Here is a 12,621-nt window from a genome sequence, read left to right on the forward strand (position 1 = left end):
GTCGCATGTCCGCATGCGTACGGGGAGTTGGCGGTGGGGGCTGCGGCGTACGTCGACGTGTTCATGGCGTTCCTCTCACTCGTGCGCGTGTGCGTTTCTATGCGTATGACACGTGACGTTCGGTAATCGTCCCGCTGGTCCCGGTGAACCCACTCGTCCGGGTGGTGGAGTTATCCACAATCGCCGAGTTATCCACAGATTCCGACCAAGATCGTCTCAATTCCACTTCCTGGCCCAAGCTGATCGCAGGCGCAGCACACCGTGCTCGCACGACAAGCGACAGGGGACAGGGAAATGGTTCGAACCAGTGCATCCGATCGACCGCGCGAAGCCGCCGAAGGCATCCGCGGACCGCTGATTGTCACGGAGGACGAAAGCCTCCTCGACGATCTGCTCCGACTGTGCGCGGCGGCCGGCGCAGAACCGGAAGTCGCCTTCACCGCGCCCCCGCGCAATGCGAGTTGGGAGAACGCACCGCTTGTCCTGGTCGGCGTGGAGGCATCCGGAAGAGTCCAGGGAGCAGCGCGGCGCAAGGGCGTTCTGCTGGTCGGGAGCGGCGGCGTGGACTCCGCCGACTCCGAAACATGGCGCCGGGCCGTCGCGGTCGGCGCCGACCACGTCCTGTTCCTGCCGGCCGCCGAGGCGTGGCTGGTGGACCGGCTGGCGGACCTGGCAGAAGGCGGCAGCGGGCCCGCTCTGACGATCGGCGTGGTCGGCGGCCGGGGCGGCGCCGGTGCCAGCACGCTGGCCTGCGGCCTCGCCGTGACCGCGGCGCGCACCGGCCTTCGCGTCATGCTCGTCGACGGCGACCCGCTCGGCGGTGGCCTGGACATCATGCTCGGGGCTGAACGCACCGGCGGGCTGCGCTGGCCCGATCTCGCCGACTCGCGCGGCCGCGTCAACAGCGGTGTGCTGGAGGAGTCCCTGCCCCGGCTGGGCTCGCTCAGTGTGCTGAGCTGGGACCGCGGACAGTCCATGCTCATCCCGCCCCAGGCCATGCGGTCGGTGATGGGAGCTGCCAGGCGGGGCGGCGGCCTGGTGGTCGTCGATCTGCCGCGCAAAGTGGACGACACCGTCACCGAGACGCTCGGCCAGATCGATGTGGGACTGCTGGTGGTGCCCGCTGAACTCCGCGCGGTGGCCGCCGCCTGCCAAGTGGCGGCGGCCTTCGCCCCGGCGTTGGACGACCTGCGGGTGGTCGCGCGCGGGCCGTTCTCCTCCGGCCTGGACGGCGGCGAGATCGCACGGCTGATCGGACTGCCGCTCGCAGGTGAGTTGCGGCCCGAACCCGGTCTGGCCGATCCGATGTCCGGCGGCGCGCCACCGGGCTCCTCCACGCGCGGCCCCCTCGCGCGATTCAGCGGAGCCTTCCTCGGACAGGCGCTCGCGGCCGCCGGGTGCGTGATGGCATGAGTGCGGCACTGCTCGACGCGGTCCGGCTCCACCTGGCCGAACACGGCGGCGAACCCACCCCCGCCCGCGTGGCTGCGGCGCTGCGCGCCCAAGGACGCCTGATCGGGGACTCCGAAGTGCTCGATGTGGTCGCCGCGCTGCGTTCCGAACTGGTCGGCGCCGGACCGCTGGAGCCCCTCCTGGCCGACCCGGAAGTCACCGACATCCTCGTCAATGCACCCGACCAGGTCTGGATCGACCGGGGCCGCGGCCTCGAACGCAGCCCGATCCGGTTCGCCGACACCGCGGCGGTGCGACGTCTCGCCCAACGGCTCGCCACGACCGCAGGCCGCCGTCTCGACGACGCGCGGCCGTGGGTCGACGCCCGGCTGCCCGACGGCACACGGCTGCACGCGGTACTACCACCCGTCGTGGTCGGCTCGCCCTGCCTGTCACTCCGTGTCGTACGGGCCCGCGCGTTCACGCTCCCCGAACTCGTCGCGGTCGGCACCCTCGACGAGGAGACCGCCGTGCTGCTGCGGGCGATGCTGGACGCACGGCTGTCGTTCATGATCAGCGGCGGCACCGGCTCGGGAAAGACCACGCTGCTGAGCTGCCTGCTCGGCCTTGTCGACCCCGCGGCCCGCATCGTCCTCGCCGAGGACTCCGCCGAACTGCGCCCGGACCATCCGCACGTCGTCCGGCTGGAGACCCGGCCCGCCAACCAGGAGGGGGCCGGCGAGGTCACCTTGCGGGACCTGGTGCGGCAGGCGCTGCGGATGCGGCCCGACCGGCTCGTGGTCGGCGAGGTGCGCGGCGCCGAGGTGCTGGACCTCCTTGGTGCCCTGAACACCGGTCACGAGGGCGGCTGCGGGACCGTGCACGCCAATGCGGCTGCGGATGTGCCCGCGAGGCTGGAGGCTCTGGGCTCGACCGCGGGCCTGGACCGGGCCGCTCTGCACAGTCAGTTGGCCGCCGCGCTGTCGGCGGTCGTCCACCTCGTGCGGGACGGTGCGGGTCGGCGCAGAGTCGCCGAGATCCACGTGGTGAGCCGTCGGCGGGACGGCTTGGTCGGCACGGTACCGGCGCTTGTCCGCGACGGATGTGGCGGGGTGGAACGCGGACCGGGCTGGAGTCGGTTGGCTCAGCTGTGCTCGGCAGGTGTGTCGTGAACGCCGCGACATGTCCGGCGGTGACTCCCGCTCTGGCGCTGTGGGCCGCGCTTCTGGTGGCCTGTCTGCCCGCGTGGACCGCTCTGCAGCGGCACGGATACCGGCGACGCGTGCACGGGTTGCTGACGCGCGCACAGACCCCTTCAGGCGCTACGGCGGGCAGGGTTGAGCAGTGGCGGAACCGATGGGGTCGTGTGGTCGAGGCCGTCCGTGCGTGGATCGGTGGACGGTGCCCGCACCAGCGGGGGCGGCCCGAGCGGAGGTCCTTGCGGGCCTGGCGGCGTGAACGGCCGGGCAGGCGCGGTGCTCCCGGCGGCGCCCGGCAGCGGATGGCCGGGACAGCAGAGGCGCGGCTCGTGCGAGGCGGTCCGGAGTGGCTGTGCCTGCCCGCCGGGATGGTGCTCGCGGCGGTCACCTGGTCGGTGGTGCCGGTGGTCGGCGCGGCGGTCGCGGTCCCGTTGGTGCGAAGGGCACTGCGCGACCGGGCCGAACGGGCGGTGGCGGAACGGACCGCGGCCGCGGTGAGCGGGCTGTGCGGCACGCTTGCGGGCGACCTGCGGGCAGGACAGCCGCCGCACGTGGCGCTCGCGGAGGCGGTGCAGTCGGCCGGGTGGCCCGGGTCGCCGGAACTGGCACGGATCGCGGGCCTGCTGCTGTCTGCCGCCCGGTTCGGCGGAGACGTGCCCGGCGCACTTCGGACGGCGGCTCGGTCAGGTCCGGGCGCGCAGGGACTCGGTGCGGTGGCCGCGTGCTGGCAGGTCGCGGTGGACGGAGGCGCTGGGCTGGCCACGGCCCTGGACCGGGTCGCCGCCGCGCTACGAGCCGAGGCCGAGCAACGGGAGGACCTGCGAGCGCAGTTGGCCGGCCCGCGCGCCACCGCGGTGCTGCTGGCGCTGCTCCCGGTGTTCGGGTTGGTGTTGGGCACGGCGTTGGGAGCCGACCCGGCCGAGGTGCTGCTGCACACGCCGGCGGGGCTGGGCTGCCTGGTCGTGGGCGCGCTTCTGGAGTGGGCCGGGCTGGCCTGGACCGCGCGGATCATCCGGGCTGCCGAGGGCGGCCCGCCGACCGGGACGGATCGTGGTCGGGGCGGCTCCGCGTGGGGCGGCCCCGGCCCGGGGAAGGCGGAGCCGCGGTCCGCCCAGGCGTCGAGTGAGCCCGTTGTGGAAGGGGACCGGTCGTGAGCGGCGAGGTTGTCCACAGCCTGGGGATGACGGTGGCCGTCGTACTGGCGGTGTGTGCGGCAGTCGGCGCGGCTGTGGCGGGGAGGAACAGGCGTGGCGGCGTGCGCAGGTTGAGTCTCCTGCTGGAGGAAGCCCAGCCGGTGAAGGCGCCGCGCGCGTGGCGGGGAAAAGCCCGAGACGCCGGACGGGTCTGGCTGCCGGTGGTCGCGCCGGCGCTGGGGACAGCGGCGTTCGTGGGGAGCTTCGCTGGGGTGATGGCCGGGGCCGTGGTCGGGGTCGGCGTGCGGATGGTGCTCGTCCACCACCGGTCGAAGGCCACGGGGCGGGCGGCACAAGAGCAGGCGGACCACGCGGTATCCGGTCCGGGCGAACTGCCGCTGTGCGCCGACCTGATGGCGGCTTGCCTGGCCGCGGGGGCCACGCCGGGGGAGACCGCGGGGGCGGTGGGGCGGTGCCTGGACGGGCCGTTGGGAGCAGCGCTGCTGCGGGCGGAGGCGGAGTTGCGGCTCGGTGGGGAGCCGTCGGAATGCTGGGACAGGTTCGGCCGACTGCCTGCGGCCCGGGCGATGGGCCGTTGTCTGGCGAGGGCGTCGACGACCGGCAGCGCGCCGGTGGCGGAGATGGCGCGGCTGGCCGCGGACTACCGCGCTGAGCACGCCCGTTCGTCGGTCGCCGGGGCTCGCCGGGCCGCGGTGCTGGCCACCGCACCGCTGGGCGTGTGCTTCCTGCCCGCCTTTCTGTTCGTGGGCGTCGCGCCGGTGGTGATGGGGCTGGCCGGGGCGGTGCTGGGAGGCCCGGTGGGCGGTGGCGGAGGTTGAGGCCCGCGGCAGGACGCGCGCCCCCTTCGTCCGGTCGGGACGGCGCACGGAATCAGTAGGAATCACAAGAAACCAACAGGAGGAGAACGGAAATGACGAGGCGGAAGTTGGCTGAGCGGGTGGCGGTTCGGTGGGCCGGGTGCGTCTGGCGGTGCCGGGTGGCGGCCGATGCGGGGATGAGCACCGCGGAGTACGCGGTGGGCACGATTGCGGCCTGCGGGTTCGCGGCGGTGCTCTACAAGATCGTGACGAGCGGGCCGGTGCGGACGGCGATGACCTCGGTGATCGAGAAGGCGCTCCATGCGCCGTTCTGAGTGGGTGAGGCGATTGCGCGGCGCACACGGGTCCGGATGGGCCGGGTGGGTGCGCCGTCGCGGGGACCAGGGATATGTGACGGCGGAGGCGGCCGTGGTGATCCCGACGCTGGTGGCGCTGACGGGGCTGCTGACGTGGGGGTTGATGGCGGCGGCTGCGCAGATTCGGTGCGTGGACGCCGCCAGGGCCGGGGCGCGCGCTGCTGCGCGGGGGGAAGGGGCGGGGGATGTGGTGAGGGTCAGCCGCGCGGCAGCGCCGAAGGGAGCGGAGGTCAGGGTGAGCCGGGGCGGAGGGATGGTGAGGGTGCGGGTGACGGTGGAAAGACCGCGGTTTCCGGTGAGGTTGACGGCGGAGGCGGCCGCGTCGGACGAGGAGACGGTGGGGAGCGGTGGGCCGTGAGTCGGGAGCGGGACCGGGGGTCGGCGACGGTGTGGTCGCTCGGGCTGATGGCGTTGTTGATCGCGGTCTTCGCGGGGGTGGCGCTGATGGGAAGGGCGGTGGTGGCCAGGCACCGGGCGGGCGGCGCTGCGGACTTGGCCGCGTTGGCCGCTGCGGACCACGCGCTCGACGGTGAGGAGGCGGCGTGCCGGCTGGCCGCGCGGGTGGCGGCCGCTCAGCAGGCGGTGCTGCGTGAGTGCGTGGTGGTGGGGGAGGTGGCCGACGTCGTGGCTGAGGTAGGGGGAGCGCGGGTGAGGTCGCGGGCGGGCCCGCCGCTTGCCTCGGTGCCGGTGCCGGTGCCGGTGCCGGTGCCGGTGCCGACGCCGGTGGTCGGTTCAGGCCGACGCGGGGCGCAGGGGCTGGAGACTGACGGGGGCGTGTTCCCGGGGGACCGACGGTGGAGGAGCGTCGGTCAGAGCGGGGGGTCGGGTTCCTTGGCGGAGGCGAGCAGGCAGTCCAGCAGGCGGACGGAGGCGGCTTTGTCGAGCGGGTCGTTGCCGTTGCCGCACTTGGGCGACTGCACGCAGGAGGGGCAGCCGTGGTCGCATTCGCAGGACGCGATGGCCTCGCGGGTCGCGGCGAGCCAGCTGCGGGCGGTGTGGAAGGCGCGTTCGGCGAAGCCCGCCCCGCCGGGGTGGCCGTCGTAGACGAAGACGGTGGGCAGGCCGGTGTCGGCGTGCAGCGGTATGGACACGCCGCCGATGTCCCAGCGGTCGCAGGTGGCGAAGAGCGGGAGGAGGCCGATGGAGGCGTGCTCGGCGGCGTGCAGGGCGCCGGGCAGTTCCTCCGGGTGGATGCCGGCGGTGTCGAGTTGGTCGTCGGTGACGGTCCACCAGACGGCGCGGGTGCGCAGGGTCCGCGGCGGGAGGTCGAGTTTGGCCTCGCCGAGGACCTCGCCGGTCAGCAGTCGGCGCCGCAGGTAGGACACCACTTGGTGGGTGACCTCCACGGAGCCGAAGTGGATGCGGGCGTCGCCCCAGGGTTCGTCGATGTCGGTGGACAGCACGCGGATGTCAGTGGTGTCGCGGGCCATCGTGCTGAAGGGCGGGTCGGCGCGCTCCACCAGGGCGACGGAGTCCTCGAGGTCCAGGCGCCGTACGAGATAGGTGCGGCCCTGGTGGAGGTGGACGGCGCCCTCGTGGACGGTGGTGTGGGCCGAGGAGGCGTCCACGGTGCCCAGCAGCCGCCCGGTGCCGGCTTCGACGACCTGGATCGGGGTGCCGCCCTCCCCGCGGATGTCGGTGAGGTCGGCGGCGCGTTCCCGGCGGGTCCAGTACCATCCCGACGCCCGGCGGCGCAGCAGCCCGCGCTTCTCCAACTGCGCCACCAGACCGGCGGCTTCGGGGCCGAAGAGAGCCAGGTCGTCCTCGGTCAGCGGGAGTTCGGCGGCGGCGGCACACAGGTGCGGTGCGAGCACGTACGGGTTGTCCGGGTCGAGGACGGTGGACTCGACGGGCCGTTCGAAGATCGCCTCGGGGTGGTGGACGAGATACGTGTCCAGGGGGTCGTCGCGGCCCACCATGACCGCCAGCGCGCCCTGGGCCGAGCGCCCGGCCCGCCCGGCCTGCTGCCACAGCGAGGCGCGGGTGCCGGGATAGCCGGCCAGCAGGACCGCGTCGAGCCCGGAGACGTCCACGCCGAGCTCGAGGGCGGAGGTGGAGGCCAGGCCGAGCAGGCGGCCGGAGTGCAGGTCGCGTTCGAGGGCACGGCGCTCGTCGGGCAGGTAGCCGCCGCGGTAGGCGGCGACGCGCTGCGGGAGTGAGGAGTCGATCTCGGCGAGCCGCTCCTGGGCGATGAGGGCGACGAGTTCCGCACCGCGCCGGGAGCGGACGAAGGCGACGGTCCGTACGCCCTGCAGGACGAGGTCGGTGAGGAGCTCGGCGCACTCGGCGGTGGCGGTGCGGCGGACCGGGGCGCCGTGTTCACCGGACAGTTCGGTCAGGGGCGGTTCCCACAGCGCGAAGGCCACCTCGCCGCGCGGGGACGTGTCCTCGGTGACCTCGGCGACGGGCACGCCGGTCAGGCGGGCGGCGGCCTGACCGGGGTCGGCGGAGGTGGCGGAGGCGAGCAGGAAGACCGGGTCGGCGCCGTAGCGGGCGCAGATCCGCCGCAGGCGGCGCAGTACCTGGGCGACGTGGGAGCCGAACACGCCGCGGTAGGTGTGGCACTCGTCGATGACGACGTAGCGCAGACCGCGCAGGAAGGAGGACCAGCGGGCGTGCCCGGGCAGGATGCCGCGGTGCAGCATGTCGGGGTTGGTCAGGACGTAGGTGCCGTGCCGGCGGACCCACTCGCGTTCCTCGTACGGCGTGTCGCCGTCGTAGACCGCGGGACGCACGGCGTGGCCGAGCGGCGCCGCGAGGGCGCTCACTGCGCGGCGCTGGTCGGCGGCGAGCGCCTTGGTGGGGGCGAGGTAGAGCGCGGTCGGCCCGCGCCCGCCCTGTGCGGGCACCCGGACCCGGCCCCGTCCGACGGCGGCCACGGTCCCCGCGGCGCTCCCGGCGCTCCCGGCCCCTCCGCTTCCCCCGATCGGCCCATCGGCGGCGACCGACCCGCTGTCACGGTCACCATCAGCGGCGCCCCCGGCGCCCCGCGGCTCCGGCAGCAGCGCGCTCAGCACCGGTGCGAGGTAGGCCAGCGACTTGCCGGAGGCGGTGCCGGTGGCCACGACCACCGACTCGCCGCGCAGCGCGTGCTCGGCGGCCAGCGCCTGGTGCTCCCACGGACGGTCGATCCCGGCGGCCCGGATCGCGGCGACGACTTCCGGACGGACGCCCTCCGGCCAAGATGCATGACGCCCGACCCGCGGGGGCAGGTGCTCCGTATGGGTGATGCGTACGGCGCGGTCAGCCCCCGCGGAAAGCCGCTCCAAAGCGGTCCGTGGGGACGGTCGGCCGTGCGCCGACTGCGGAAGTTGATCCTGGGCCATCGGCACTCAGTGTGTCACCGGCATGACGGACAATCGCAGTAAGGCGTCGTGCGGGCCCACCGCGAAGTGATTGAATGCCATCGCGGCCCAACTCCTTCCCCCACCGCTCGGTGGAGGAGTCACCACTACCGTTAACGTTTCGGTGGAGGCCCCAGGGGGGCGCCGCGTCGATGCAAGGTGCTGGAGGATCAGTGGACCTGTCCCTGTCGACCCGAACCGTCGGCGATCGCACGATCGTCGAGGTCGGCGGCGAGATTGATGTGTACACCGCGCCCAAGCTGCGGGAGCAGCTCGTGGAGCTCGTGAACGACGGGAGTTACCACCTCGTCGTGGACATGGAGGGAGTCGACTTCCTCGACTCGACCGGCCTGGGTGTGCTCGTCGGCGGGCTGAAGCGGGTGCGTGCGCACGAAGGATCGCTGCGTCTGGTGTGCAACCAGGAGCGCATCCTGAAGATTTTCCGAATCACCGGTCTGACCAAGGTGTTCCCCATCCACACCTCGGTCGACGAGGCTGTCGCGGCGACCGACTGACGTTCGTCCGAGAGGGGCACCGGACGGACCGCCGTCCGGTCCCCTGTGATGCCCAACCACAGGACCGGAGGGGGAAGCCCCATGCCCACCGTAGAACTGCTCTTCAGCGCCCAGCCCGAGCATGTGCGCACCGCACGGCTCGTGGCCGCCCAGGTGGCGCGCCGAGCGGGGGTGGACGAGGCGTCCTTGGACGAGGTCCGGCTGGCGGTCGGCGAGGCGTGCAGCCGTGCCGTCGGCCTGCACCGCAACAACGGCGTCGAGCAGCCGGTGCGCGTACTGCTCAACGAGGACGAGAAGAAGTTCTCCATCGAGGTCGTGGACGAGGTCGCCAGCACTTCGGCCGGTGGCGGCCACACCGACGGCCCGCCCACCGATGACGCCGCCGAGGACGAGGGCGAGATGGGCCTCGCCGTCATCAGCGGCCTGGTCGACGACGTCGAGGTGATCGACGGCGACCGCGGCGGCGTGATCCGGATGACCTGGCCGACCGTCACCGTCTAGCCGACCCGACCCGACCCGACCCGACCCGGTCCGCCGCGCGCAGCGGCCCCTGTCCCCGGTCCTGGCTCCGTGGGAATGGTCACACCACCGCGCCCGCGGCCGCCGGACGGGCAGCACTGTACGAGGCCCGCGGGCCCGCCGCTCACCTGCGGTGCAGGCTGTGGCGCGAACCGATCGAAGAGCAGGTGAAAGGGGTCAGCAGAGGTCGGCGCCGCCGGAGCCGTACCGCCCGGCCGTGTATGTTCCGGGGCCGAAGGCCACGGAAGGGACCCACCCGGTGAAGGTGAAGAAGAAGCTCCTGGCCGCGCTGTCCGGCAGCGCGGTCGCACTGCTCGCGCTGTCCGCGTGCGGCGGGGACGACACCGCCAAGAAGCAGGACGACTGGGCGAAGGGCGTCTGCGACCAGGCACAGGTCCAACTCGGCAAGATCAACACCGCCAACGCGTCGTTCGGCCAGGTCGACAGCGGCGGCAAGCCGCAGGACGTGAAGAGCGCCGACTCCGCCGCCTTCCAGTCGATCTCCGACGCCTACACGTCCCTCGCCGGGATCTTCCAGAAGGCCGGCGCCGCCCCCGGCGACGACGGCGCGACGTTCCAGAAGAACGCGGTCACGGTCTTCACCCAGCAGTCCACCCAGTACGCCACGCTGAAGAAGCAGGTCGACGGCCTGGACGCCAGCGACCAGACCAAGTTCGCGACCGGTCTCGGCGACGTCTCGACCTCGCTCCAGCAGACCGCCGCCAAGGGGCAGACCTCCCTCGACACCCTCCGCAAGGGCGACATGGGCAAGGCCCTCGCCCAGCAGGCCGGCTGCCGCGGTGTCTCCGGCGGCAAGGTGACCACCCCGACGGCCGGTGCGACCACCCCGACCACCCCGGCCGCCTCGGCGACGACGACCGCCACACCCACCACGACGACGAGCGCCGACCCGAAGAAGTCCTGACCCCGCCTCCTGCGGCACGGCGGCGCGCCCTGCCCCGAGTTCCGGGACAATGAGCGGCGTGAGCGATCCGAGCAACCCCACCCGGCCGACCGGCGATCCCCATCACCCCGGCAGCCCGGGCGGCCCCGGCCGCCCCCTGCCCGACCCCGCCGCCGCGCCCGCCCTCCGCGCCGATCTGCTCGCCGCCGACTTCACCGCCGACGGCTGCCTGGAACTGCTCGGGGCCGTCGCCTACGCGGCCCTGTCCCGCGCCGAGACCGTCCCCGCGCTGCGCGCCACCCGCGGCGGCAGCCCGCTGGAGACCCTGGTCCGGCTCTTCCTCCTCCAGCAGGCGGTCCCGCTCGCCGGCGCCCGCACCGCCCTCGGCGGCGGGGGCCTGGACCGTTACGAGGCGGCGGGCTGGCTGCTCCGCGACGGCGCCGAGGTCCGCGCCACCGTCGACGTACGCCCGTACGCCGGGGACGAGGGCGCGGACTGGTGGATCGTCTCCGACCTCGGCTGCGCGGTCGGCGGCGCGGCCGGTATCGGCAGCGCGCCCGGTGTGGACCGCGCCGACCTCGTGCTGGGCGTAGGCGGCGCGTCCACCACGCTCGCCGGGCTGACCGTGCGCGAACCGGTGGGCAGCGTGCTCGACCTCGGTACGGGCTCCGGCGTGCAGGCGCTGCACGCCTCCCGACACGCCACGCGGGTGACGGCCACCGACGTCAACCCGCGCGCCCTGCACTTCGCCCGGCTCACCCTCGCGCTGTCCGGCGCGGCCGAACCCGACCTGCGCGAGGGCGGGCTCTTCACGCCGGTCCGGGACGAGCGGTACGACCTGATCGTGTCGAACCCGCCGTTCGTGATCTCCCCCGCCGGGCGGTTCACCTACCGCGACGGCGGCATGGCGGGCGACGACCTGTGCCGCGAACTCGTCAACCAGTCCGCCGACCACCTCACCGAAGGCGGCTACTGCCAGCTCCTCGCCAACTGGCAGCACACCGAGGGCGAGGACTGGCGTGAGCGCGTCACCTCCTGGCTGCCCGCCGGGTGCGACGCCTGGATCGTGCAGCGCGAGGTGCAGGACGTCGCGCAGTACGCCGAGCTGTGGCTGCGCGACGGCGGTGACCACCACGCCGACCCGGCCGCGTACGCACGCCGCTATGACGCCTGGCTGGAGGACTTCGAACGGCACAAGGTCAACGGCATCGGCTTCGGCTGGATCACGCTGCGCAGGTCCGGTGCCGCGCAGCCTTCGGTCACCGCCGAGGAGTGGCCGCACCCGGTGGAGCAGCCGCTCGGGCCGTACGTCGCCGACTGGTTCGGGCGGCAGGACTTCCTGCGCGGCCACGACGACGCCGCGCTGCTCGCCGCCCGGTTCACCCTCGCGCCCGACGTCGTGCAGGAGCAGGTCGGGATGCCGGGCGCGGAGGACCCCGAGCACGTGGTGCTGCGCTCCGCGCGGGGCATGCGCCGGGCCACCAAGGTCGACACCGTGGGCGCCGGGTTCGCCGGGGTCTGCGACGGCACGCTGGCGGCCGGCCGCATCGTGGACGCCATCGCCCAGTTGCTGGACGAGGACCCGGTGCTGCTGCGCGACCGCACCCCCGCGTCGATCCGCCTGCTGGTCGAGCAGGGCTTCCTCAACCCGGTCACGGAGTAATCGGAGTAATCCGAGTAACCGGCGTAACCGGCGTAACCGGCGTAACCGGAGCAATCGGAGCAACGGGACCGGACGGGGCAGCGTACGAAGCAGCCGGCCCCCGGCGTCAGCGCAGGTTCCGCACCACCGTCCAGCACACCGCCGCCACCAGCAGCGCGTACTGGGTCCGGGGACGCAGCACCGGCTGCCACCGCCGGCCGCGCAGCCCCTCGACCACCCAGCGGCCGGCCATCCAGGCCAGCGCCGGCGACAGGACCAGCAGCAGCGCGTTGTCATGGAACGCCCGGACCGGGTCGCCGTGCAGCAGGTCGTACGCGAGGCGGGTGCCGCCGCAGGCCGGGCAGAGTAGCCCGGTGAGCCAGTTGAAGGGGCAGCGCGGCAGGAAGTGACCGCTCTGGTGCGGGTCGGTGCGGTAGAGGTACGCGGACCCGGCGGCCGCGGCGGCGAGCGCGGCCAGGGGTAGGACCGCCGGGTGCGGGCGGCGCCGCACCGGCCGCACCCCCGCGCCGGTCGGAGTGCTCACCCGCTCACCTGCTAGCCGCGACCTGTCCGGATACGGACCCTGGTCGGACATGCCCCGTCCCCCCGCCCCTGCGTTCCCACCGTTGCGCGGCGGGCGCGGCTGCCCACCCGCCCGTCCGCGGCCATTTTCGCAGCCCCCGGTGCGCCGCGTCCCGTACCGCCCTTGATACAAACCGGCTACAGAACCGCACGGGGCCGTCCCGCGCCCGCCGCCCGGCCCGGCCGCCGCGGACCC

Annotated in this window: 11 protein-coding genes and 2 pseudogenes; 11 read left to right on the forward strand and 2 right to left on the reverse strand. The window is 73.8% G+C overall.

The window, feature by feature from the left end; all coding sequences use genetic code 11:
* Window positions 1–294: 294 nt before the first annotated feature.
* The 7 genes and pseudogenes from ssd to AC3ERT_RS22785 all read left to right on the forward strand — a co-directional run.
* Complete coding sequence (gene ssd / locus AC3ERT_RS22755; protein WP_435176450.1) at window positions 295–1,413, forward strand: septum site-determining protein Ssd; 1,119 nt, start codon at window positions 295–297, stop codon at window positions 1,411–1,413.
* Window positions 1,410–2,564, forward strand: coding sequence for a TadA family conjugal transfer-associated ATPase (locus AC3ERT_RS22760; protein ID WP_435176452.1), 1,155 nt, complete (start codon window positions 1,410–1,412; stop codon window positions 2,562–2,564). The genes ssd and AC3ERT_RS22760 overlap by 4 nt, the downstream gene beginning before the upstream one ends.
* Window positions 2,565–2,893: 329 nt before the next feature.
* Window positions 2,894–3,616: pseudogene (locus tag AC3ERT_RS22765) on the forward strand (type II secretion system F family protein); the annotation flags it as partial.
* Window positions 3,617–3,741: 125 nt separating this feature from the next.
* Window positions 3,742–4,563, forward strand: coding sequence for a type II secretion system F family protein (locus AC3ERT_RS22770; RefSeq protein WP_335980958.1), 822 nt, complete (start codon window positions 3,742–3,744; stop codon window positions 4,561–4,563).
* Between the two features lie 92 nt (window positions 4,564–4,655).
* Window positions 4,656–4,877 carry a DUF4244 domain-containing protein gene (locus AC3ERT_RS22775; RefSeq protein WP_435176454.1) on the forward strand — a complete coding sequence of 74 codons (222 nt, stop codon included), beginning with the start codon at window positions 4,656–4,658 and terminating at the stop codon, window positions 4,875–4,877.
* Window positions 4,864–5,277 carry a TadE family type IV pilus minor pilin gene (locus AC3ERT_RS22780; protein WP_435131374.1) on the forward strand — a complete coding sequence of 138 codons (414 nt, stop codon included), beginning with the start codon at window positions 4,864–4,866 and terminating at the stop codon, window positions 5,275–5,277. The genes AC3ERT_RS22775 and AC3ERT_RS22780 overlap by 14 nt, the downstream gene beginning before the upstream one ends.
* 47 nt (window positions 5,278–5,324) lie before the next feature.
* Window positions 5,325–5,522 (forward strand): annotated as a pseudogene (locus AC3ERT_RS22785) (Rv3654c family TadE-like protein); the annotation flags it as partial.
* A gap of 206 nt (window positions 5,523–5,728) precedes the next feature.
* Here AC3ERT_RS22785 and AC3ERT_RS22790 read toward each other — a convergent pair.
* Window positions 5,729–8,245: a DEAD/DEAH box helicase gene (locus AC3ERT_RS22790; protein WP_435176456.1), complete on the reverse strand. Its 2,517-nt coding sequence runs from the start codon at window positions 8,243–8,245 to the stop codon at window positions 5,729–5,731.
* A gap of 191 nt (window positions 8,246–8,436) precedes the next feature.
* Here AC3ERT_RS22790 and bldG point away from each other — a divergent pair, with 191 nt between their 5' ends.
* The 4 genes from bldG to AC3ERT_RS22810 all read left to right on the forward strand — a co-directional run bounded on the left by bldG (window position 8,437) and on the right by AC3ERT_RS22810 (window position 11,864).
* Window positions 8,437–8,778 (forward strand): anti-sigma factor antagonist BldG, encoded by a 342-nt coding sequence (bldG, locus tag AC3ERT_RS22795; RefSeq protein WP_031520166.1) that lies wholly within the window; start codon window positions 8,437–8,439, stop codon window positions 8,776–8,778.
* Window positions 8,779–8,859: 81 nt separating this feature from the next.
* Window positions 8,860–9,279, forward strand: coding sequence for an ATP-binding protein (locus tag AC3ERT_RS22800; protein ID WP_335980953.1), 420 nt, complete (start codon window positions 8,860–8,862; stop codon window positions 9,277–9,279).
* A 277-nt stretch (window positions 9,280–9,556) separates the two neighbouring features.
* Window positions 9,557–10,222, forward strand: a complete 666-nt coding sequence (locus tag AC3ERT_RS22805) for a small secreted protein (protein ID WP_435131370.1) — start codon at window positions 9,557–9,559, stop codon at window positions 10,220–10,222.
* 49 nt (window positions 10,223–10,271) lie between these two features.
* Complete coding sequence (locus AC3ERT_RS22810; RefSeq protein ID WP_435176458.1) at window positions 10,272–11,864, forward strand: DUF7059 domain-containing protein; 1,593 nt, start codon at window positions 10,272–10,274, stop codon at window positions 11,862–11,864.
* A 106-nt stretch (window positions 11,865–11,970) separates the two neighbouring features.
* Here AC3ERT_RS22810 and AC3ERT_RS22815 read toward each other — a convergent pair whose 3' ends face one another.
* Entirely contained in the window at window positions 11,971–12,387 is a 417-nt protein-coding gene (locus AC3ERT_RS22815) for a DUF2752 domain-containing protein (protein ID WP_335980949.1), read from the reverse strand.
* Between the last annotated feature and the right edge of the window lie 234 nt (window positions 12,388–12,621).

It is taken from the genome of Actinacidiphila sp. bgisy145 (genome assembly GCF_057708125.1).